This is a genomic window from Nitrincola nitratireducens (assembly GCF_000585235.1).
Lineage (GTDB): Bacteria > Pseudomonadota > Gammaproteobacteria > Pseudomonadales > Balneatricaceae > Nitrincola > Nitrincola alkalisediminis.
This window is the reverse complement of sequence record NZ_AONB01000016.1, coordinates 67,944-89,866: the sequence shown is the minus strand read 5'-3', so window position 1 is coordinate 89,866 and position 21,923 is coordinate 67,944. Positions and strand designations below refer to the sequence as shown.

Annotated in this window: 15 protein-coding genes, 6 tRNA genes and 2 pseudogenes; 16 read left to right on the top strand and 7 right to left on the bottom strand. The window is 46.2% G+C overall.

From position 1 onward, the window contains the following. The first annotated feature begins 161 nt into the window (after positions 1 to 161). The 13 genes from D791_RS13495 to D791_RS13435 all read left to right on the top strand — a co-directional run bounded on the left by D791_RS13495 (position 162) and on the right by D791_RS13435 (position 8,848). Positions 162 to 1,877 (top strand): tetratricopeptide repeat protein, encoded by a 1,716-nt coding sequence (locus tag D791_RS13495; RefSeq protein WP_036512619.1) that lies wholly within the window; start codon positions 162 to 164, stop codon positions 1,875 to 1,877. Between the two features lie 3 nt (positions 1,878 to 1,880). Continuing rightward, positions 1,881 to 2,459 (top strand): lipoprotein insertase outer membrane protein LolB, encoded by a 579-nt coding sequence (gene lolB / locus D791_RS13490; protein ID WP_157682368.1) that lies wholly within the window; start codon positions 1,881 to 1,883, stop codon positions 2,457 to 2,459. Between the two features lie 126 nt (positions 2,460 to 2,585). Continuing rightward, a tRNA-Gln gene (locus D791_RS13485) sits at positions 2,586 to 2,661 on the top strand. Positions 2,662 to 2,727: 66 nt separating this feature from the next. Further along, complete coding sequence (locus D791_RS13480; RefSeq protein ID WP_089503636.1) at positions 2,728 to 3,669, top strand: ribose-phosphate pyrophosphokinase; 942 nt, start codon at positions 2,728 to 2,730, stop codon at positions 3,667 to 3,669. 134 nt (positions 3,670 to 3,803) lie between these two features. Then, positions 3,804 to 4,388 carry a 50S ribosomal protein L25/general stress protein Ctc gene (locus tag D791_RS13475; protein WP_036512613.1) on the top strand — a complete coding sequence of 195 codons (585 nt, stop codon included), beginning with the start codon at positions 3,804 to 3,806 and terminating at the stop codon, positions 4,386 to 4,388. A gap of 24 nt (positions 4,389 to 4,412) precedes the next feature. After that, on the top strand, positions 4,413 to 5,000 hold the full coding sequence (pth, locus tag D791_RS13470) for an aminoacyl-tRNA hydrolase (protein ID WP_036512610.1): 588 nt from the start codon (positions 4,413 to 4,415) through the stop codon (positions 4,998 to 5,000). 22 nt (positions 5,001 to 5,022) lie between these two features. Continuing rightward, a complete protein-coding gene (ychF, locus tag D791_RS13465; RefSeq protein ID WP_036512608.1) occupies positions 5,023 to 6,114 on the top strand; it encodes a redox-regulated ATPase YchF in 1,092 nt (363 codons plus the stop codon). A gap of 143 nt (positions 6,115 to 6,257) precedes the next feature. Next, positions 6,258 to 6,334, top strand: a tRNA-Met gene (locus D791_RS13460). A 21-nt stretch (positions 6,335 to 6,355) separates the two neighbouring features. Next, positions 6,356 to 6,430 (top strand) — tRNA-Gln (locus D791_RS13455). A 10-nt stretch (positions 6,431 to 6,440) separates the two neighbouring features. Further along, positions 6,441 to 6,517, top strand: a tRNA-Met gene (locus tag D791_RS13450). A gap of 20 nt (positions 6,518 to 6,537) precedes the next feature. Continuing rightward, positions 6,538 to 6,612: transfer RNA gene (locus D791_RS13445), tRNA-Gln, on the top strand. A gap of 122 nt (positions 6,613 to 6,734) precedes the next feature. Beyond that, positions 6,735 to 7,391, top strand: a complete 657-nt coding sequence (locus D791_RS13440) for a hypothetical protein (RefSeq protein WP_036512605.1) — start codon at positions 6,735 to 6,737, stop codon at positions 7,389 to 7,391. A gap of 38 nt (positions 7,392 to 7,429) precedes the next feature. After that, positions 7,430 to 8,848: an EAL domain-containing protein gene (locus D791_RS13435; protein ID WP_036512602.1), complete on the top strand. Its 1,419-nt coding sequence runs from the start codon at positions 7,430 to 7,432 to the stop codon at positions 8,846 to 8,848. Between the two features lie 102 nt (positions 8,849 to 8,950). Here the strand turns inward: D791_RS13435 and serB are convergent, their stop codons facing one another. From serB to queA, 7 genes and pseudogenes are all read right to left on the bottom strand, one after another. Further along, the gene (gene serB / locus D791_RS13430; protein ID WP_036512599.1) at positions 8,951 to 10,168 is read right to left on the bottom strand and encodes a phosphoserine phosphatase SerB; all 1,218 of its coding nucleotides are present in this window, start codon (positions 10,166 to 10,168) and stop codon (positions 8,951 to 8,953) included. Between the two features lie 15 nt (positions 10,169 to 10,183). Then, positions 10,184 to 12,580 (bottom strand): ribonuclease R, encoded by a 2,397-nt coding sequence (gene rnr, locus D791_RS13425; protein ID WP_036512596.1) that lies wholly within the window; start codon positions 12,578 to 12,580, stop codon positions 10,184 to 10,186. A 126-nt stretch (positions 12,581 to 12,706) separates the two neighbouring features. Further along, positions 12,707 to 13,632, bottom strand: a pseudogene (gene secF, locus D791_RS13420) (protein translocase subunit SecF). Positions 13,633 to 13,641: 9 nt separating this feature from the next. Further along, positions 13,642 to 15,497 (bottom strand): annotated as a pseudogene (gene secD, locus D791_RS13415) (protein translocase subunit SecD). 62 nt (positions 15,498 to 15,559) lie between these two features. Beyond that, entirely contained in the window at positions 15,560 to 15,886 is a 327-nt protein-coding gene (gene yajC, locus D791_RS13410) for a preprotein translocase subunit YajC (protein WP_036512593.1), read from the bottom strand. A 35-nt stretch (positions 15,887 to 15,921) separates the two neighbouring features. Further along, positions 15,922 to 17,043: a tRNA guanosine(34) transglycosylase Tgt gene (gene tgt, locus D791_RS13405; RefSeq protein ID WP_036512590.1), complete on the bottom strand. Its 1,122-nt coding sequence runs from the start codon at positions 17,041 to 17,043 to the stop codon at positions 15,922 to 15,924. Between the two features lie 14 nt (positions 17,044 to 17,057). After that, positions 17,058 to 18,104 carry a tRNA preQ1(34) S-adenosylmethionine ribosyltransferase-isomerase QueA gene (gene queA, locus D791_RS13400; RefSeq protein WP_036512587.1) on the bottom strand — a complete coding sequence of 349 codons (1,047 nt, stop codon included), beginning with the start codon at positions 18,102 to 18,104 and terminating at the stop codon, positions 17,058 to 17,060. A gap of 128 nt (positions 18,105 to 18,232) precedes the next feature. Between queA and D791_RS13395 the strand changes: the two genes are divergently transcribed. From D791_RS13395 to D791_RS13385, 3 genes are all read left to right on the top strand, one after another. Then, positions 18,233 to 18,319 (top strand) — tRNA-Leu (locus D791_RS13395). A gap of 242 nt (positions 18,320 to 18,561) precedes the next feature. Next, entirely contained in the window at positions 18,562 to 21,150 is a 2,589-nt protein-coding gene (locus tag D791_RS13390) for a putative bifunctional diguanylate cyclase/phosphodiesterase (protein ID WP_036512584.1), read from the top strand. 125 nt (positions 21,151 to 21,275) lie between these two features. Continuing rightward, positions 21,276 to 21,920 carry a histidine phosphatase family protein gene (locus D791_RS13385; RefSeq protein WP_051514529.1) on the top strand — a complete coding sequence of 215 codons (645 nt, stop codon included), beginning with the start codon at positions 21,276 to 21,278 and terminating at the stop codon, positions 21,918 to 21,920. The last annotated feature ends 3 nt before the right edge of the window (positions 21,921 to 21,923 follow it).

Below are 21,923 nucleotides of genomic sequence, written 5' to 3'. Positions count from 1 at the left end.
CTTTCCCTTGCAAGGATTAAGTCAATTGAGCGACAGAGACTGTCCGTTAGCAAACCAAGCCCAAAACACCTGCGTATTAAAATGATGAATGTATCAATCGACAAGCCTTATTGAGTTACTCTATAGTGATAAAATCCGTGTATACAGAGGACTGTGTGTAGATGAAAATGTTTTTGGCGGGATTACTTAGTGCATTGATGCTGTCTGGCTGCGCGAGCCGTGTTGACACTCATAATCAGTCAACGGATGTAATTATTAACGATATCCCTCTTGAGCCCGTCGTCTACTTACCCGGCCAACTCAATCGTGAAATCCTTTTTGATTTACTCGTCGCCGAAATGGGCGGCCGCTTCGGCTATTATGATGAAGCTCTTGAGCGCTACCTTCGCCAAGCCCACTTAACCCAAGACGCAGCGGTGGCAGAACGCGCCACACGTATCGCGCAGTTCTTACGCAACAGTGAAGCCGTTATTGCGGCCGCTCGCCTGTGGTCTGCCGCAGATCCGAGCGCAGCCGAACCAAAACACTTAGTGGTCAGCATTTTGTTGCATGAGCGACGCTTCAGCGAGGCGCTCCCCCTACTTCGTGAAGTCATCAACGACCCTCAATCCGATATTTTATTGTTGGTCAGTTCTCAAAGTGAATCCTTAAGTGCCGATATCGCACGCGAATACATTCGATTACTAACCGCCACCTTACAAGAGCACCCCACCCGCTCGGATGTACACCTTGCCCTCGGTCTTTTGCATCTTCGTGAAAACAACCCAGAGATGGCGATGCGCATCTTCGATCAAGGCTTAACCCATACACCCTATTACCCACCCTTGATCCTGCAAAAAGCGGAACTGCTCCGCCAACAAGAACGACTCAACGAAGCCCTTCGACTTGTGCAAGAAACACATGCTCGCCATCCACACCAACAACAAATTCGAATTCAGTACGCTCAACTGTTACTGCTGAGCAATCGAACGTCTCAAGCGGAAAAATTAATTAACGACCTCCTTGATGACCACACTGATGATCCAGAACTTCACATTTACTTTGCACTGCTGTTACTGGACCATCAACGACTCGATCTAAGCCAGAGCCTTTTACATCGCTTAGCCGAGCTCTATCCTGACATGCAAGAGGTTCAGTTTTATCTAGGCCACATTGCCCAACTCCAGGGTCAACGAGAACTGGCTATGGCGCACTACCAAGCTGTAAGCGCTGGCTCAACGTTTTTACAATCACGTGCGCGTCTGCTCGAACTCTACAACACCAGCGAGTACCTAAACGATGTGATTAACACCATCGCACTTGCTCAAGACATTCAGCCGGAATACACGACAGATCTCACCATTCTTCTTTCAAATTGGCTCACTCAATATGACTTTCAGCAAGAAGCGGTAAAACACCTATCGGAAGCCATTCGCATTCACCCAAACGATACCCGATTACTCTACACCCGCGCTTTGCTCTATGATGACCAAGATTCGAGCCTAATGCTGGCAGACTTGGAAAGTGCACTTTCAATCGACCCAAACAGTGCTATGATTCAGAATGCACTCGGATACAGTTTGTTATTGCATACAAATAACTACGATAGAGCCTACCAACTGATTCAAGATGCACTGAGACAAAAACCCGATGATCCTGCTATCTTAGACTCAATGGGATGGGCATTGTTTAAACTGGGTCGCTTAAACGAGTCTCTCTCTTACTTACAACGCGCGTATCTACTGTATCCTGATACAGAAGTTGCGGCTCATTTAATCCGGGTATTATCAGAGCTAGGACAGCAAGATGCCGCTGAAGAGCTCTTATTGAACCACCTACGCGACAATCCAGATGATCGACATTTGTTGAATGCCGCTGAAAAAATCAGGGTCCAGTAAACCGTGCGCCAGTTTTTAATTTTACTCGTGTTGCTATCCCTTCTAGTGGGGTGTAGCAGCAAACCACCCCTCTTACCTGAAAGCATGCAGGCACAGCGCCCTGTCTACGATTTAAATGATTGGATACTTGAGGGCCGAATGAGCCTGCGACTGGAAGATCGATCCGACTCTGTTTCAATTCATTGGCAACAAAAGCAACGTGATTATGAAATCAATGTCAGTGCTGGGCCTTTTAACCAATCCGTCGCTCGCCTTGAGGGCAGACCCGGGTTTGTTGAAATGCAGGTAGCAGGCGAAGAAACACTTTACACAGCACGCTCACCTGAAGCCCTTATGAATGCCATGCTTGGCTGGAGCCTACCAGTGAGTCACGGCATTTACTGGGTAAAAGGCATCCCTGACCCAAATGTCATCTTTGAAACGCATGAAAGCGAACGAGGTTTTTCATTTGCGCAATCAGGCTGGAAAATTGATGCCAGCCGCTTCGAACAAGTTAATCCTAACCTGTTGCTTCCTCGACGCATTCGGATGGAGAGGGAGGGACTAACCATCACTCTCATTGTGAGCCAATGGCGCCTATAATTTTCAATAAAATAGGCTGGATCCCGCTAAATTCGTGGTTTTTTGTCGTTTAGACTTGATTTTTCACTCTGTTTTAAAGAGAATACTGCCCTTCCTAAATATGCAGTTATCTGCAGAGGAGACGACTGGGGTATCGCCAAGTTGGTAAGGCACTGGATTCTGATTCCAGCATGCGGAGGTTCGAGTCCTCCTACCCCAGCCAAAAACTATGAACGAATCCCTTTCAACATCTGTCGATCACCCAGAAACGATCAAGAAGGTAAATCCCATGTCAAGCATGATGATCTTCACCGGAAATGCCAATCCAGACCTGGCAAAAAAGGTGGTAGAACGCCTGGATATCCCATTAGGGAAAGCAGATGTTGGTCGTTTCAGTGATGGCGAAGTCAGTGTTGAGATTCAAGAAAACGTGCGCGGAAAAGACGTGTTCATCATTCAGTCGACCTGCGCACCAACAAATGACAACCTAATGGAACTCATTGTGTTTGCAGATGCGATGCGTCGTGCATCTGCCATGAGAATCACAGCCGTTGTTCCTTACTTTGGTTATGCCCGCCAAGATCGCCGCCCACGCTCAACTCGCGTACCCATCAGTGCAAAAGTGGTGGCAAGCATGATGACCAGCGCAGGTGTTGACCGCGTTTTGACCGTTGATCTTCATGCCGATCAAATCCAAGGTTTTTTTGATATTCCCGTTGATAACGTCTACGGCTCGCCTGTTTTACTTGACGACATCGTAGACCAACAATATTCCGATCTTATGGTTGTATCTCCTGACGTCGGCGGCGTTGTTCGCGCTCGTGCAGTGGCAAAGCAACTCGATTGCGATCTGGCCATTATTGATAAACGCCGCGAGCGTGCAAATGAATCGCAAGTCATGAACATCATCGGTGATGTCGCGGGGCGTACATGCATCCTCGTTGATGACATGTGTGATACCGCTGGTACGCTCTGCAAAGCCGCAAAAGCACTTAAAGAAAAAGGCGCTTCACGCGTCGTTTCATATGTTACACACGCGGTTTTATCAGGCCCTGCTATCAGTAATATTATCAACTCAGAATTAGACGAGTTAGTGGTGACCGACACCATCCCACTCTCAGCTGAAGCTAAAAAATGCAGCAAGATTCGTCAACTGACGCTGGCACCCATGCTGGCAGAAGCCGTTAGACGCGTCTGCAACGAAGAATCCATCAGTGCAATGTTCAGATAATATTGTACGGATACAGGCAATTCAGCCTGAAAGCACTAGCATTGCTAATGCTTTACTCCCTTAGGGGACAACCTAACACTGCAAATATTTGGTCGCGAGTCTTTGCAGTTTTTAACACCAAAAGGTAATTTATAATGTCAAAGTTTATTGTTAATGCAGTTAGCCGTGCAGATCAGGGGAAAGGTGCGAGCCGCCGCCTGCGTCACCTAGGCATGGTTCCAGGTATCATCTACGGAACTGAAACACCAACAGCCGTTTCAGTTATCGGTAAAGATCTCTACCGTATGCTGTTAGAAGACGGTTTTTACTCTTCTATCCTAACTGTTCGCTTAGACGGTAATGACACAGCTGTTATCATCAAAGATTTGCAGCGTCACCCATCTAAACCTGTTGTACTGCACGTTGACTTCCAACGCATTGCTGATGATCAAAAAATCAAAATCCAGGTTCCATTGAACTTCATCAACTTCGAAAAATCTGCAGCGTCTAAAGCAGCAGCTAAATTCGCAGCTGAAGCTTCAACGGCTGAAATCCTTTGCTTGCCAAAAGATCTGCCAGAAGTTCTAGATGTTGATTTGTCTAACATCGAAATGGGACAAATTGCCCACTTGTCAGACATCATTTTACCAGAAGGCGTTGAAATCGTTGCATTGCGTCGCGGCGAAGACCACGACCAAGGTATCGGTTACTGCTACGCTCCACGTGGCGCTAAGAAGTAAGATTCTTGACACTAGGTGTCCGGCATGAATGACCCAATAGCTCTGATTGTAGGCTTAGGAAACCCAGGCACACAATATGCGCACACCCGTCACAATGCCGGCGCCGACTTGGTGGAGCAGCTTGCTGCCCACCTCAACTCCCCTCTCAAGCCTGAACCACGCTTCCACGGATTCACAACGAAAGTCAATCTGAACAACCTCAGCGTTCATTTACTTATTCCATCGACTTTTATGAATCTGAGCGGTCAATCCGTTGCAGCGCTCGCAAATTTCTATAAAATTCAGGCCAATCAAATTTTAGTGGCGCATGATGAACTCGACCTACAGCCCGGTACTGCCAGACTCAAGTTTAGCGGCGGACATGGTGGCCACAATGGACTTAGAGACATCATCTCACGTTTAGGCAATACGAAAGACTTTTATCGCTTGCGCATCGGCATTGGTCACCCAGGCCACGCTAGCCAAGTCTCTGGCTACGTATTAACCAAAGCACCCAAAGCCGAACAATTGCAAACTCAAGCCGCTATAGATGAAGCACTGCGTTTCTTACCGTTAGCCGTCTCCGGTGAGTGGCAACGAGCAATGAATCAACTGCACAGCTTTAAAGGCTGATTAAAAAATACAGGATCTGATCATGGGTTTTAAATGTGGTATCGTCGGACTGCCCAATGTCGGCAAATCGACTCTTTTCAACGCACTAACCAAAGCTGGCATCGAAGCACAGAACTTTCCCTTCTGCACCATTGAGCCCAATGCAGGCGTTGTCCCTATGCCTGATGCTCGCCTCAATGAGCTTGCAAGCATCGTCAAGCCTGAGCGCGTCGTACCCACCACCATGGAGTTTGTCGATATCGCTGGATTAGTTGCGGGTGCATCCAGAGGTGAAGGACTTGGAAACAAGTTTCTAGCCAACATTCGTGAAACAGATGCCATCGCCCACGTTGTCAGATGCTTCGAAGACGACAATGTAATCCACGTTGCCAACCAGATCGACCCCTTAAACGACATTGAAACCATCAATCTTGAGCTTGCACTGGCAGATCTCGATTCGGTTGAAAAACAGCTACAGCGCGTTACCCGTAACGCCAAAGGTGGCGATAAAGAGGCCGTAGCCGCCAAAGCATTACTTGAAAAGCTACTCCCTCATCTCAGCGAAGGCTTACCCGCTCGCTCGCTTGAACTCAACGAAGATGAGCAGCGCTTAATCAAAACCTTCCATCTACTGACTACAAAGCCCACTATGTATATCGCAAACGTGGCCGAAGATGGATTTGAGAACAACCCACACCTCGAGACGGTCAGAACCCTTGCGGCTTCAGAAGGCGCTAGTATTGTCGCCATTTGCAACAAACTTGAATCTGAAATTGCAGAACTTGACGACGAAGAAAAACTAGAGTTTTTACAAGAAATGGGCATGGACGAACCAGGCCTAGATCGCGTTATCCGCTCAGGATACGAACTGTTAGGCCTGCAAACCTATTTTACAGCAGGCGTTAAAGAGGTCAGGGCTTGGACGATTAAAGTGGGTGACACCGCCCCTAAAGCGGCAGCAGTGATTCACACAGACTTCGAAAAAGGCTTTATTCGGGCAGAAGTCATTGCCTACCAAGACTTCGTGCAATTTAAAGGCGAACAAGGTGCAAAAGAAGCCGGAAAATGGCGCCTTGAAGGCAAAGACTACATAGTCAAAGACGGGGATGTTGTTCATTTCCGCTTTAACGTATAAAATCTCGCGCGTAATAATGGATGGGGCGAGAGGAAGATTAACCTCTTATCGCTTCATCAAAAAGGCATTTTAAAGTTTTTTACACATAGACTATTGACAACTAAGCGTAAAAAGCGAATAATTTGCCGCCTTCAAAGCACAGTGGCAATATAGCTCAGTTGGTTAGAGCAACGCATTCATAATGCGTGGGTCGCAGGTTCGAGTCCCGCTATTGCCACCACTTTGAGGACAAAAGGTTTTTAGGGGTATCGCCAAGCGGTAAGGCAACGGGTTTTGATCCCGTCATGCGGAGGTTCGAATCCTCCTACCCCTGCCATATTCATGTTGGCAATATAGCTCAGTTGGTTAGAGCAACGCATTCATAATGCGTGGGTCGCAGGTTCGAGTCCCGCTATTGCCACCATACAAAAGACCTGATTTTACAGGGGTATCGCCAAGCGGTAAGGCAACGGGTTTTGATCCCGTCATGCGGAGGTTCGAATCCTCCTACCCCTGCCATCTATTTTAAAACCCTCCTTCATCCAAACATTCGTTTTTTGTTACTGACATTTCTGAATTTAACCGTTACTATTAAGCCAATGACCCTAACCACGCATTAAGCTATGGTAAACCTAAATTCAATGGATGAGTTAAACGCCTTCTCTAACGATCCGCAACAAAGTACCGATCAATCAGTTTCTGCGTTATTTATCGGTTTTAGTCGCGAGTCTGCAGCCAGCTTGCAAACCTTGATGCTTTCGGGAAATACCAGCCCGAGATATAAGCTCATTAACGATATTGATGGCTTTTCCAACAGCCTCTCCGAACGCAGTTGGGATATCATTCTATACAGCAATGAGCAGGTGCCACTTTTAACCGCTGAGCGTGCAGCCGAAAAGCTCCAGGAGCTTAACAAGGACATTCCTTTTTTATTTCTGACTGACGCCTATCTAAGCGAAGAAGATCACTCAGAACTGCTGACAAAAGGCATCAGGCCAATCTTCACCCAATCACAACCCTTATTAACCTTGATGTATATCACTCAAGAGATTGAACAGCTCAATCATCGGCGGCGCTGTCGACTCTTAGAGTACCAACTTGAAAAATGCGAAAGCCAAATTCAACTCCTAACTGACGACCTAAGATCTGCAGTTTGCTACCTAGCTGAAAATGACATTACCTATGCCAATGAAAGCTTTTTTTATCTATTTGGCCTAGACTTAGAAACGCCCCTTGATGAAATCAGTATCGACACTCTGATTACCCCCCTTCAAAAGAACTGTTTAAAGAGGCTTTAAACTCAGTAAGAACCGAAGAGAGCACCGAAGTAGACGTTATGCTTCATATTTTAACGTCAACTAGTACCAAAATCGCAGCAAGCGTCAAGATCTCGCAAGCCACCGACGAATCCAAAAACATCCTTCGCCTTGAGTTCAAAGATGAAGCCGCCCAAAGCCCCAACTTTATTCATTCGGCTGATCCAATTAGTGGGCTTAGAAACCGCAATTTTTTAATGACCGAATTGGATAACTGCATCAGCAAAGCAAGCCAGGGCGGACATGACAGCCATCTACTCTATTTGACGCTCGATGCATATAAAACGGTGTTTAACGCACATGGCAGTGAGGGTACGGATCTACTAAGCCAGCAGATAGGAAACTTTCTGCAAACCTTTCTAGACCCTGCTCTTCATCCCATGTCGCATCTTGAGGATGAAGCCTATGGCATCATCCTGCCCAGCTCCAATCTTGAAACAGCACACAGCATCGCAAAAGACCTCGCATCATCGATTAATCAGCTCCGTATTACACTCGGCACGGAGACTCTTTCAACGCAATGCTCGATTGGAATTGCCATATTAAATGAAAACACGGTTCGCAGCAGCGAAGCGCTGAGCCGTGCCCGTATGGCGGCCAAAGACATCCAACATAGAGATACATCCGACAATGCCACAAATGTATACCGGAGTCATTCGAGCCTAACACGACGAAATAACCACTATTCAGCCACTGAAGTCATGGTTGATGCAATTAAACACAATCGCTTCACTTTCTTGTTTCAACCGATCGTTCCATTGAACTGTGATGATCGAATACCGTCGTATGAGCTGCTGTTACGCTTAGTCGATGACAAGGGCAAAGAAATGCAGCCCAGCACATTTCTTGATCCCCTGCACAATGACAAACTTTTAAGCCGAATGGATCAATGGGTTTTAGACAAAGCCACGCATCTATTGCGAGATGCCATCATCGATAAACGTCGCAGCCGCTTATTTATCAATATCACAGGCATCACCCTTCGCAACAAATCGATATTGATAAAGCTGTCTGAACAACTTCGCAGCCTCAGACTACCTGCCGACCACCTCGTGTTTCAGATCAACGAATCCGACGCTTTATCCAGTCCTGAATATTTTAAAGCCTTTGCAAAAGCCCTTAAATCACTCCATTGCAAAATATGCTTAAAGCACTATGGCAGCTCGTCCGAGTCTCAGCACTTGCTTGCGCTTGCCAAGCTGGATTTCATAAAATTGGATCCTAACTTCATGAAAGATATGCTTAGCCAGACAATGACCCTGGACCAGCAACATGAGTTACTCGATCCACTCAAAGAGCGTAATTTAACGCTGATCATGCCGATGGTCGAGAGCACTCAAATTATGAGCAGTCTATTTAAACTAGGGATACATTACGTCCAGGGGTATTACTTACAGCCCCCTCGCCCTAAAATGGACTATGTATTTTTTGAAGACTGAGCTCCATCCATGTGAACCAAACGGATGAAGCTCTAGAGCAGAAAATCAGCAATATTGCGCAAGAGCCATCACCCAATCGGGCGGTGAGCAGTCACAGACGGATTACAACTCGTCTCTGTCACGAAACCCAATTAGATACAGAATTCCATCCAAGCCTAACGTAGAAATAGACTGTTTCGCACTCTGCCTCACTAAAGGTTTGGCACGAAACGCAATTCCCAACCCTGCAATCGACAGCATAGGCAAATCGTTCGCACCATCGCCTACTGCAATGGTTTGCTCAAGACGAACACCTTCTTTTTCAGCAATCTCTCGCAACAACTGAGCCTTACGCTCACCATTCACAATTTGACCTTTAACTTCTCCAGTGACCTTACCTTCTTGAATATCAAGCTCATTTGCGTAGACATAATCAAAGCCTAAACGCCGTTGCAAACCTTCTGCAAAGTAGGTAAAGCCGCCGGAAAGGATCGCCGTTTTAAAGCCTAACGCTTTAAGCTGAGACACAAGCGTCTCTACACCTTCGGTTAGCCTTAGACTCTGCGCAATCTCTTCCAGCACGCCTGCATCAAGCCCTTTAAGCAAGGCAACACGTTTTCTAAAGCTTTCATTGAAATCTAACTCACCCCGCATCGCCGCTTCCGTGATGGCTGCCACCTGCTCACCGACACCAGCGTAGCGTGCAAGCTCATCAATCACTTCAGCTTCAATCAGCGTAGAGTCCATATCAAATACAACTAAACGTCGATTCCGGCGATAGATATCATCTTTCTGGAACGCAATATCAACATCGTATTCAGAGGCTGCTTGCAGAAATTCCTCACGCAGTGCGGACGCATTGGCAGGAATCCCCCTGACAGAAAACTCAACACAGGCATTGTTTTTCTGGTCAACAAGCTCAGGCTTTAACGAAATACGACCAGATAAACGACTGATATTATCAATATTAAGCCCATGGCGTGCCGCAATCTCCGTAACGCTTGCAATATGATTAGCACGGATTCTCCGCCCCAAAAGCGTGATGATATGGCGTGATTTACCTTGCCCATCAACCCAGTGCTCATAAGCTTCATCAGACACTGGCTGGAAGCGTACATTCATATCCAATTCATGCGCTTTAAACAACACATCCCGTAACAGCGGCGACGACTCGGCTTGGACAGGCACTTGCACCAAAATTCCCAATGAAAGGGTATCGTGGATAACGGCTTGCCCGATATCCAAAATATTAACGTCAAAATTTGCCAAGGTTTGCGTGATAGCAGATGTCACGCCCGGCTTATCTTTACCTGAAATGGTCAGTAAAATTATTTCATTCATTGATTCAGTCTTTAACTAGGCTTTTTTAGCCGCTCTAGGTTTTCTTGAGGACCTTTCCGAAGACCTTGAACGTCCCGAAGAAGGCCGCTTGCCATCTTTGCTTGAGGCTTCTTCAACCTTACCCTTTTTTAGCAACTCACGCTTGCTCGGTTTTGGCGGTGCTTTCTGGCTCAAGGTTTCTTCAAGTTCGAAGTCAATTTTACGCTCATCCAGATCAACACGCACGACCCTGACGGACAAATGATCGCCTAGCTTGAAGACTCGACGCGTTCTATCCCCCACAAGACGCTGTTTCGCAGCATCAAAGTGATAGTAATCGCTCGGTAAAGCCGTAATGTGCACCAAACCCTCGATATACAGATCGCTTAACTCAACAAACAAACCAAACCCAGTCACCGCAGCCACAACACCTCGATAGTGATTGCCGACCTGATCCAACATATACTCACATTTTAACCAAGACACCACATCACGCGTCGCTTCATCGGCTCGACGCTCTGTCATAGAGCAGTGCTCACCCAACGCCAGCATTTGTTCAATACTGTAGGTTTTATCAAACGCCGGATTCGGCACAAACCCTGATGGACGTTCAACCTCTTTTATTCGCTTACCGGAATGAATTGCAGAACGAATCGTTCGATGCACCAACAAATCAGGGAAACGGCGAATCGGTGAAGTGAAATGCGAATAGGCTGGATATGCTAAACCAAAATGCCCTTTATTCTCAGGGCTGTAGATAGCCTGCTGCATCGACCGCAACATCATAGTTTGAATGACGTGCTGATCCGGGCGCCCCTCTATGGCCGTCGCTAAGGACAAATAGTCCTTCGGCTCAGGTTGACTTCCACCCGGCAAGTTCAAGCCTAACTCACTCAAAAAGGCGCGTAGATTCTGTAATCGCTGATCCTTGGGCCCTTCATGTATGCGGTAGAGTGCAGGTTTCTTGTTCTTTTCAAGAAAACGTGCCGTTGCCACATTCGCGCACAACATACATTCTTCAATGATCTTATGTGCTTCATTGCGATGAACCGGAATGATCTCTTCTATTTTCCGGTCTGGCCCAAACTGAATACGTGTTTCAACGGTATCAAAATCAATGGCACCACGCTCATCACGTGCCTTGCGTAAGGCTTTATACAAGTTAAACAGCTGCTCTAGATGTGGCACAACCTCTCGATATTGCGCTCTGAGTTCATCTTGCTGACCATCTTGAATATCACCCAGTATCGAAGCCACTTTCGTGTAGGTAAGGCGTGCTTTAGAATTGATTACCGCTTCGTAGAAACGATAATCCGTGAGCTTGCCTGACCGATTCAGGGTCATCTCGCACACCATCGCCAAGCGATCCACATGTGGGTTCAACGAGCACAAACCGTTCGATAAGAGCTCTGGTAGCATGGGCACAACATAGCCTGGGAAATAAACAGAATTCCCACGCTTAATACCCTCTCGATCCAAAGGACTGTCGGGGCGAACATAGTAGGACACGTCCGCTATTGCCACCCATAGACGCCAGCCGCCAAGACGCTTTTTCTGAGCATACACGGCATCATCAAAATCCTTGGCATCTTCACCATCAATGGTAACAAAAGGCAAATCACGCAAATCAAACCGATTGGTCTTATCTGACTCGGCAACCTCAGGACTCAGATTACTTGCTGCTTCCTGAACATCAGCAGGCCATTCATGCGGAATGTCATAATTATGAATAGCAACTTTGATTTCCATCCCTTCTGCCATTTGCTCGCCAAGCACTTCTACAACTTTTGCTCGCGCTGGCTGACGACGCGTCGGATATTGGATAATTTCTGCAACCACTAACTGGCCTGAATGGTATTCGAGTGCCAAGCCTTCGTCAGGAACGATCACCACTGACTGCGTAATTTTTTGACTTTCAGGAATTAACGTACCAAATCCATTTTGACCGTCAAATCGACCGACCAGCTTGCGCGTGCCACGCTCCAAGACCTCAACGACTTTGGCTTCTTTGCGACCTTTGGGATCGTAGCCAACATTTTGAACCAATGCTCGATCACCATCGAACACTTCTTTCATATTGCGGGCGCTCAGAAAAAGATCATCTCCGCCTTCATCTGGACGTAAGAAACCATAGCCGTCTCGGTGGCCGATAACTCGCCCGGCTATTAAATTCATTTTTTCGATTAAACCGTATTCATTACGGCGGTTTGAGATTAATTGCCCATCACGGCACATGGCAATTAAACGTCGACGAATCGCTTCTCGATCCGTTTCATCGAACAAACCCAACTCATCACACACATTTGCATGAGAAATGGGTGCACCCCATTTTTTAAGAAATGCCGTCAGAAATTCACGACTTGGTACAGGGCGCTCGTATTTTTGAGCCTCTAATTCGGCTGCGGGATCTTTATCAACCCATTTTTTACTCATATGTCTTCCATTTTAATTTTATTTCTTGAGGACTTTCATCAGCCTCAGACACTACCTTAACTCTAACACCCGCAATGCTCCAGTAAAACATTAAAAAAGCCGGCAACTGCCGGCTTTTTTGTTTGATCAAGGAACTTCTTCAACCTCAATGTCTTCTTTGGGTGGTGGAGGTATCAAGTCTTCACGAGACACCTTCAACATCAACAAGATATTTCCTGCGACATAGATGGACGAATAGGTTCCGACAACCACACCCACCAACAGTGCAATTGAGAAACCATAGATCATTTCACCGCCAAACATTGCCAATACCACCAATACCAACATCGTCGTTAAAGACGTGACAATGGTACGACTCAACGTTTGATTGAGCGAAGTATTCAATACCTCTATCGGCTCTTCCACGCGCAGTATACGAAAGTTTTCACGAATTCGATCATAGACAACGATGGTATCGTTCAATGAATACCCTATCACCGCTAAGGCGGCGGCCAGCACTGTCAAATCGAAGTCGATTTGGAAGATAGAGAAGAACCCTAACACCAAAATCACATCGTGCGCCAAGGCCAAAACCGCGCCCACCGAGAACTTAAACTGAAAGCGAAAAGCCAAATAAAGCATCACCATGCAAGCGCCACCAGTAAGCCTAAACCACCCTGCTCTCTCAGCTCTTCCCCAACCTGCGAGCCGACAAACTCATTACGGCGCAATGTCACCGTATCGTCTGTGCTCGCCTGAAGGATACTCAGAATTGTATTCCCCAGCTGCGGATCATGCGCTTCGCCCAAGCGAATAAGGATATCATTCGCCGCACCAAAGGTTTGCACGACAGCATCGGCATAGCCTTCAGCACGAAGACTCGCACGCACATCCTCTAACTCAACAGGGTTTCCATAGGTAACCTCAACCAGGCTCCCCCCTGTAAAATCAAGGCCAAATTTCAATCCGTTGATCGCCAAAGAACCAAGCGAAATGAGAATTAAAAGAATAGAGAAGGCCGCTGCAAATTTGCGCGCCCCCATGAAGTTAAAATCACGTTTAAATTGAATCATCATTTAACCTCATAACCACAACTTCTGGACTTTACGACCACCATAGGCCAAATTAACCAAGGCACGTGTAATCACAAGTGCAGCAAACATCGAGGTAACAATACCTACCGATAAGGTCACTGCAAAGCCTTTCACTGGCCCGGTGCCCATAGCAAACAAGATAATCGCAGCTATAAAGGTCGTAACGTTCGCATCCAATATTGTGCTGAATGCCTGACTAAAGCCTGAATGTATGGCTGATTGCACCGGTGTTCCCCTTCGTAACTCCTCTTTAATCCTTTCAAAGATCAATACGTTTGCATCCACCGCCATGCCCACGGTCAAAACGATACCGGCTATACCGGGCAACGTCAGCGTTGCTGACATAAGGGACATCACTGCAATCATTAAGACAAGGTTCAAAGTCAAGGCAATATTGGCTATCAAACCAAAGGCTCTGTAAAACAAGATCATAAAGATCAGCACCAGCGCAAAACCGATTTTAACAGAGGTGATCCCCATCTCGATATTGGCTGCACCCAAGCTTGGTCCAATTGTTCGCTCTTCAACAAAGTAAATAGGCGCTGCTAACGCACCGGCTCTCAGCAAGAGGGCTAACTCAGAAGACTCCCTTGGCGAATCCAACCCTGTAATTCTGAATGAATTACCTAACACACTTTGAATGGTCGCTAATGAAATCAAATGTTTTTCAGTATACGGAATCCGGCGCTCGACCGACTCTCCATCTACGCGCTCGATCACGGTGCGTGTTTTGTGTTCAACAAAGACCACGGCCATACGGCGCTGAATCGCATTCCGAGTGACACGGCTCATCATTTGCCCACCACGTGCATCCAGAGTAATAGATACTTGAGGCATGCCGTTTTCATCAAAGGTCGCATTGGCATTGGCGACACTGGAGCCTGTGATGATGATATCCCGCTCTAATGTTCCTCGACGATTTGGATCGTTACGGAACTCAAAAACCTCAGTGGCCGCACGACTTGCATCGGAGGTAGCCTCTAAACGAAATTCAAGATTGGCCGTTTGACCGATAACACGCTTAGCCGCTGCCGCATCTTGCACACCCGGTAACTGGACAACAATACGGTTACGACCTTGTCTCTGCACTAATGGCTCAGCAACACCTAATTCATTGACGCGATTACGCAAGGTTGTCAAGTTTTGCTGGATCGCATAGTCTTCTATCTCACGCACGGTTTGCTCATTCAATGTGACGTATAAGAAGAAGGCATCATCCACCTGAGTAGACTCAAAGGTGAACTCTGAATAATCACGACGCAAGCGCGACAAAGCCTGATCACGAGACTCTTGATCTGCAAAACGAGCCGCCAATTGACCTGAGCTTTCGTCTAAATCCACCGAGCGATAGCGTATACGCTGCTCACGCAGTGTCGTACGTATATCACTTGCATAAACTTCCAAGCGCTGCGATACCGCTTGAACCGTGTCTACTTCCATCAAAAAATGCACGCCACCGCGAAGGTCTAAGCCTAGTTTCATTGGGCCTGCACCAATGGCCGTTAACCAATCAGGCGTCGTGGGAGCTAAATTCATAGCGACAACAAAATTCTCACCTAAGGCTCTTGCAAGGTAGCTCTTGCGCGCAGCTGAGTATCTCCATCGGAAAACCTCAGCATTCCGGCGCCGTTTTCTAATTCACTCGACTTAAACGTAATTCCATCACTTTCAAGCGCTCGCACAGCGTTTGACATGACATTTTCATCAACCTGGTGCACAGCTCGGGAGCCTGAGATCTGAACAGCATAGTCCTCAGGAAACAGGTTAGGTGCAGCATAAATACCTGCAACCACCAGCACCAATAAAATCAGTAAATTTTTCCACAAGGGATAACGATTGAGCATGTTGCTCTGTCCTCAGTCATACAAAAAGCGCCACGTATCGTGGCGCTTAGGTGTGTCTAGCCTTAGATATCCTTGATCGTACCTTTTGGCAGTTCCGCAGCAACATGTGCTTTCTGGAACTTCAGCTCTACACCGTTACTTACTTCTAGTACTACATATGCGTCTGTTAAGCGTGTGACTTTACCAATGATACCGCCAGCCGTAATGACTTCATCACCTTTAGCCAAGCCGTTAATCAACGCTTTGTGCTCTTTTGCACGCTTGGCCTGAGGGCGCCACAAAAAGAAATAAAATATCAAGGCAAAACCGACTAGGAACAGCATGTTAAACATGCCTGGGTCCATGCCCGCAGCACCGTCTGCATATGCAGGGGAAATCAAGAAGCTCATTAAGGCTCTCTCCTGAGTGTTGTTTAAGAAACAGGTTATTGGTCAGTCAAGGGCGGTGTTTCAAGCCCCCTTGCCTGATAAAAATCATCAACAAAGTCGCACAATTTACCTTGTTCAATCGCTTTGCGCAAACCTGCCATCAGCGTTTGATAGTAATACAAATTATGCAAGGTATTCAGTTGTGCTCCGAGCATCTCACCACATTTATCCAAATGATGGAGATACGCCCGACTAAAATTGCGACAGGTGTAACAATCGCAATTTTCATCCAAAGGCCGCGTATCCGTTTTATTCACTGCATTGCGAATTTTCACAACCCCAGTCGAGGTAAACAAAAAACCATTACGCGCGTTGCGGGTCGGAATGACGCAGTCAAACATATCAACCCCACGGCGAACGGCTTCGACGATATCTTCTGGCTTGCCAACCCCCATTAAATAGCGAGGTTTGTTTTCTGGCATTTTGTAGGCTAAATGATCCAGCACTTTGATCATTTCATCTTTAGGCTCTCCCACTGAAAGCCCGCCTATTGCATAACCATCAAAATCAATTTCAGCCAATCCAGCCATTGACTCATCACGTAGATCTGGGTACATCCCGCCTTGAACAATACCAAACAAGGCTGAAGGACTGTCGCCATGCGCATCTTTGGAACGACGTGCCCAGCGCAACGACATCCGCATCGACTTAGCCGCTTCATCTTCTGTAGCGGGGTACGGCGTGCACTCATCAAAAATCATGACGATGTCAGAGCCTAATGCCTTTTGTACTTCCATTGAGCGCTCGGGGCTTAAAAAAACCTTACTGCCATCAACTGGAGACTGGAAAGACACCCCTTCTTCAGTGATTTTACGCATTTTGCCAAGACTAAAGACTTGGAAGCCACCCGAGTCCGTTAGGATCGGGCCTTGCCATTGCATAAAATCATGCAAATCACCATGCAGGTTGATGATATCCGTACCCGGTCTCAGCATAAGGTGAAAAGTGTTTCCCAAAATAATTTGTGCACCCAGTGCTTTAATATCCCTTGGCAACATACCCTTAACGGTCCCGTAGGTCCCCACAGGCATAAAAGCAGGTGTTTCAACGGTGCCGCGCGGAAAAGTTAAACGTGCTCGACGCGCCTTTCCATCGGTTGCCAGTTGCTCAAACTGCATAAAACACTGTCTACTCACACTAATTCCTCTGACTGGGTAAGACGCGTTAAAAACATGGCATCGCCATAGCTAAAAAAACGGTAACGTTGCTCAATGGCTTCTTGATACGCCCGCATTATATTGTCATACCCCGAAAAAGCGGAGACCAACATCAATAACGTGGACTCAGGTAAATGAAAATTGGTGATCAACGCATCCACACTTTTGAATTCATAACCTGGGTAAATAAAAATCTGGCTGTCTCCATAAAAAGGGGCGATTTCACCCGCTTGGCTCGCACTTTCTAGCGAGCGAACACTGGTTGTGCCTACGGCAATGACACGTTTTCCACGCGCTCGTGCCGCCTTAACAGCATCGACAACATCGTCTGGCACCTCAATGTATTCAGCATGCATCACATGATCTTCGATACGATCCACTTTTACGGGTTGAAAGGTCCCTGCTCCTACATGGAGGGTCACAAAGGCAATATCAACCCCTTTACGCTTAAGTGCATCTAGTAATGCTTGATCAAAGTGCAATCCGGCCGTCGGCGCCGCAACCGCTCCCGGTTTACGATTATAAACCGTTTGATAACGCTCACGGTCTGACGCCTGATCCTCACGCTGCATATACGGAGGCAAGGGTATATGACCCACGGCGTCTAACACCTCCAGCAAATGACCTTCAATGTTGAAACTAAGTTCAAATAAATTCTCTTTGCGTCCGGTGACCTCAACGTCGACCCCGCCTTCTAACTGCAGTCGACTGCCAGGTTTTGGTGAACGGCTTGAGCGCACATGTGCCAACGCAGTATTAGGAGTCAACACGCGCTCAATTAACACCTCCACCTTACCTCCACTGGCCTTTTGACCATGGAGACGAGCAGGTATCACGCGAGTGTCATTAAAAACCAATAAGTCACCCGGTGTTAACAGCTCAAGAATATCACTGAAGATGCGATGTTGAAGACGCCCCTCTTGGGCGTCAAGACATAACAGCCGACTGTGTGATCGTTCCTGCAACGGAAATCGAGCAATCAATTCATCGGGCAACTCAAAATAAAAATCACGAACACGCATAGGGCTTCTTCATTACTTAAAAGGTACTGCATTTTAACTGATTAAAATTTTTTTTTCAGTCATCATTGACCTTCTTGCGAAAGTCTCTATAATGCGCACCACGAAATGCTTAGGAAGTTACGAATTACGCCAGTGTGGTGGAATTGGTAGACACGATGGATTCAAAATCCATTGCCCTTAAAAGCGTGCCGGTTCGAGTCCGGCCACTGGTACCACGTAAAGTACACTTACATGGGCGTTTCAATACTTAAGTTATGCCTCCCCTCGAACATCAAATCAGATTTAAACATTTGACCTTTTATATTTCTTCTGATTCTTGTCAGACATACAAATTTGATTTGTATCAAATTACTTTCAATTTAGAATCTAAGACTTGTCGCTAGATTGACAGTTTCGTGTTTTATCCCTATTTTGTCCTTTTTCGAATTTGTAACAAGACAATAAGAGTGCAATAGGGTTGAAGAATATTTTTAGGCTGTTTAAAACCTTGCGGGGTTTTGTCGTAGCCGCCATTATGGCGGTAACACTTTTTGTGTTTCTAGGTGTCACCTTAGCTGCATCCATTCTTTACGAGAATATTTTCACACGCCAAGCCCAACAAACGTCTGAATCAATCGCTGATCACACCTTCAGTTTGATGTTTGAAATCATGAGTCAAGGATGGACACGAGAAGAGCTTGAGCACTTTATTAGCACCACAAAAGCCGCCTATGAAAACAGCCCTTTCGAATTTGAAATTTATCGAAGCGACAAAGTTTCTGCACTTTACGGCGTTATTAATCAACGGGATGCGGATACGCACGTCCAACAACTTTTTACTGGCAGCGACGCGAAAGTCATTGAAAATGCTAGCCATACTCGCCGACTATTCCCGCTAAAAGCTGAGCAAACCTGCCTTAGTTGTCACACAAACGCATCAATCGGTGATGCCTTAGGCGTGATTGAAATAATAGAAGATAAGCGCTTAATCAGCGATGAAATTCGTCGTGGACACCTGCTTTTATTCATTATTTGTGGCATTTTAACGCTGATTGTGTCACTGATCATTGCCAATAAAGTGGCCAAACGCATCAATCTGTCCATGGATCATTTACGAACCCGTTTAGAGTCAGTTAATACCGTCACTGATTTTAAACACTTGGACATCAGTGATGTTGACTTCTACTTTGAAGAGTTCAACAACACCTTCTCGCATATCCGTATTTTAACTGAGCGCCTGAAAGATGTCGCCGTCGATAAAGACATTCTCGAATTTGAGATTCGTTTACTCAGCAAATTCATCATCACGTCTGAAGTCGTCAAAGATTGGCGAGATTTCATCAAAGACCTTTTGATCGATATCAACAGTATTATTACGGCCCATACACTTGTGACCATCTTTCAAATTGAAGAGGAAGGCTATGAGCTTGAAGTCTTCTGGCATCACGATGTCTGCAAAAAGACGCAGTCCGATTTTGAGGCCGTTGTATCAAAACAACTGGCCTCGAGCCATCATTATCAAAAAGACTGCCCAATCCTCAAAATTGTTCATCACATCGCTCGCCCTTCTTCCGCGAAGGATTCAGACAAACTTACACTGGGCATCCATGAAATAGAACTGCAAACCAAATCCTTATTGCTTGAAACCCCAAAAATCGGCGGTGTCGTGGGCATCGGTGTGCAGTCGGAGATGGCACGCGACCCGATCCGACATATCGTCATTGATAGCATTCTGACAACCTTACTTAACCTGGTTGGCTCAGTAAAAGCCATCTACAAATACACAAAAGATCTTGAATACTATGCAACTCGAGATCCTTTAACCGATTTACACAATCAGCGCATGTTTCACGAGCTGTTAGGCTATGAAGTCGGCCGATCTCAACGCCATCATCAAGAATTCAGCCTCTTAATGCTGGATCTTGATAACTTCAAACACGTGAATGATCGATACGGCCACAGCTTTGGCGATCAATTTTTACACTCTTTTGCACGGGTACTTGCCTTGGCCGTTCGCCCCGGTGATTTTGTGTCGCGCTATGGTGGCGATGAGTTCACCATTATTTTACCTGAGACCAGCGAAGAGCAAGCTCACAGTGTTGCTCAACGTATTGCCAGTTCACTTGAAACATTGGTATTAACAGCCCCTGATGGTTCAAAAGTCAGAGGAACCACATCCATTGGTATCGCTATTTACCCTCGGCATGCAGCTGACCCACGAGACTTGTTTGTGGTTGCAGACAACATGATGTATAAGGCAAAACGTGAGGGTAAGAATCAAATTGCCATTCCAAATGAAGATGAAATGGCTGAGGTATTTAAGGCCGTTGGTGAAAAAAACCTGATGGTACTGAATGCATTGGAAGAAAAACGCATCGTACCTTATTTTCAGCCAATTCTCGACGTAGAATCCAAACAGGTCAAAATCCATGAGTTGCTGATGCGAATTGACTTAGGTGATCGTATCGTTTCAGCTGTTGAGTTCATTGATATTGCTGAATCGATAGGTGTTGTCCATAAGATGGACTATTTATTGATTGAAAAGGCCTTTGAACAAATGAATGAGCAAGCCTACGATGGCATGCTCTTTATTAACCTTTCCCCCAAATCTTTGATCATTGGTGAGTTTATTTCAAGAGTGCGGCAATTGGCTTTGGAGTTCTCAATACATCCAAGTCGAATCGTGTTCGAGCTAACCGAGCGCGAAACCGTGAGCAATATGGCTTTACTTGAAAAATTCGTACAGGATTTAAAATTAGAAGGCTTTAATTTTGCAATTGATGATTTCGGCTCTGGCTTCTCTTCCTTTCACTACATCAAGCATTTTCCGATTGATGTCATCAAAATCGAAGGGGATTTTGTACGCAACATGCTAACTGATACAACAGATCTTGCCTTCGTTAAGAGCATTGTTACCCTAGCACAGGGACTGAATATCAAGACAGTTGCTGAGTTTGTAGAGGATGAACAGATCATGGAAGCCATACGTGCCATGGGTATCGATTACGGTCAAGGCTACTATATCGGCAAACCCAGCCCCAAACTGGTGAAAGAAGTAGAGATCTAACCTATTCATCCGTATGAACAAACATTCTGAGACATTCGTCTTAAATACGTTTTTTTTACAATGTCGACATTGAAGTAGTTGAATGACTCCTATAGTCTATTCAGTATATTGCATAAGGATATTATATGTTTAAAACATATGCGATGCTTGGACTCTGGACCCTGTTACTCTGGCCTCAATGGTCGTTAGCACAGGCAACCCCTGCGAGGTTTACACCCTTTCTCCCTGCAACCGAGACACTCCAACAACTCAACCAAGGTGGATTCATCTTTTTCTTGCGCCACGGCCCATCCGACTCCTCGAAGCCGGATCAAGTCCCGGTGGATTTAACCGACTGTTCAACCCAGCGCCCCCTTAGTGACGATGGCCGTATTCAAATGCAACAACTTGGGACTCAACTGCCCGTTTTGATCCCAAAAATTACTCAAATATTTTCAAGCCCTCTGTGCAGAGCAACAGACACCATCCAACTTGTCTTGCCCAATCACACCTACACCATTGATGATCATTTAATTTATGTAGCCGCCCTAACCACTGAAGAAAAACAACCTATTATTGCCCGAACTCGTGAACTTTTAAGCACCCCACCCCAAGCCGGTGAAAACTATCTACTGGTAGCACACGGCCCCAACCTCGTTGAAGTGATGGATTATTTCCCAACAGAAGGCGCGCTTATTATCTTTAAACCGTCCGGCCAAGAGAGCGGATTTGAGTACCTCGGCACCATTGAATTGCATGACTGGTCATCCTTGATCAGTACGATGGAGTAACGA

What these genes read in the sequence shown, in the direction of transcription:
- D791_RS13475 (WP_036512613.1), top strand. Translation starts at nt 3,804, where the DNA reads ATGTCAAAGTTTATTGTTAATGCAGTTAGCCGTGCAGATCAGGGGAAA.
- D791_RS13440 (WP_036512605.1), top strand. Translation starts at nt 6,735, where the DNA reads ATGGATGAGTTAAACGCCTTCTCTAACGATCCGCAACAAAGTACCGAT.
- D791_RS13435 (WP_036512602.1), top strand. Translation starts at nt 7,430, where the DNA reads ATGCTTCATATTTTAACGTCAACTAGTACCAAAATCGCAGCAAGCGTC.
- pth (WP_036512610.1), top strand. Translation starts at nt 4,413, where the DNA reads ATGAATGACCCAATAGCTCTGATTGTAGGCTTAGGAAACCCAGGCACA.
- D791_RS13480 (WP_089503636.1), top strand. Translation starts at nt 2,728, where the DNA reads ATGTCAAGCATGATGATCTTCACCGGAAATGCCAATCCAGACCTGGCA.
- tgt (WP_036512590.1), bottom strand. Translation starts at nt 17,043, where the DNA reads ATGCAGTTTGAGCAACTGGCAACCGATGGAAAGGCGCGTCGAGCACGT.
- ychF (WP_036512608.1), top strand. Translation starts at nt 5,023, where the DNA reads ATGGGTTTTAAATGTGGTATCGTCGGACTGCCCAATGTCGGCAAATCG.
- queA (WP_036512587.1), bottom strand. Translation starts at nt 18,104, where the DNA reads ATGCGTGTTCGTGATTTTTATTTTGAGTTGCCCGATGAATTGATTGCT.
- D791_RS13495 (WP_036512619.1), top strand. Translation starts at nt 162, where the DNA reads ATGAAAATGTTTTTGGCGGGATTACTTAGTGCATTGATGCTGTCTGGC.
- rnr (WP_036512596.1), bottom strand. Translation starts at nt 12,580, where the DNA reads ATGAGTAAAAAATGGGTTGATAAAGATCCCGCAGCCGAATTAGAGGCT.
- D791_RS13385 (WP_051514529.1), top strand. Translation starts at nt 21,276, where the DNA reads ATGTTTAAAACATATGCGATGCTTGGACTCTGGACCCTGTTACTCTGG.
- serB (WP_036512599.1), bottom strand. Translation starts at nt 10,168, where the DNA reads ATGAATGAAATAATTTTACTGACCATTTCAGGTAAAGATAAGCCGGGC.
- yajC (WP_036512593.1), bottom strand. Translation starts at nt 15,886, where the DNA reads ATGAGCTTCTTGATTTCCCCTGCATATGCAGACGGTGCTGCGGGCATG.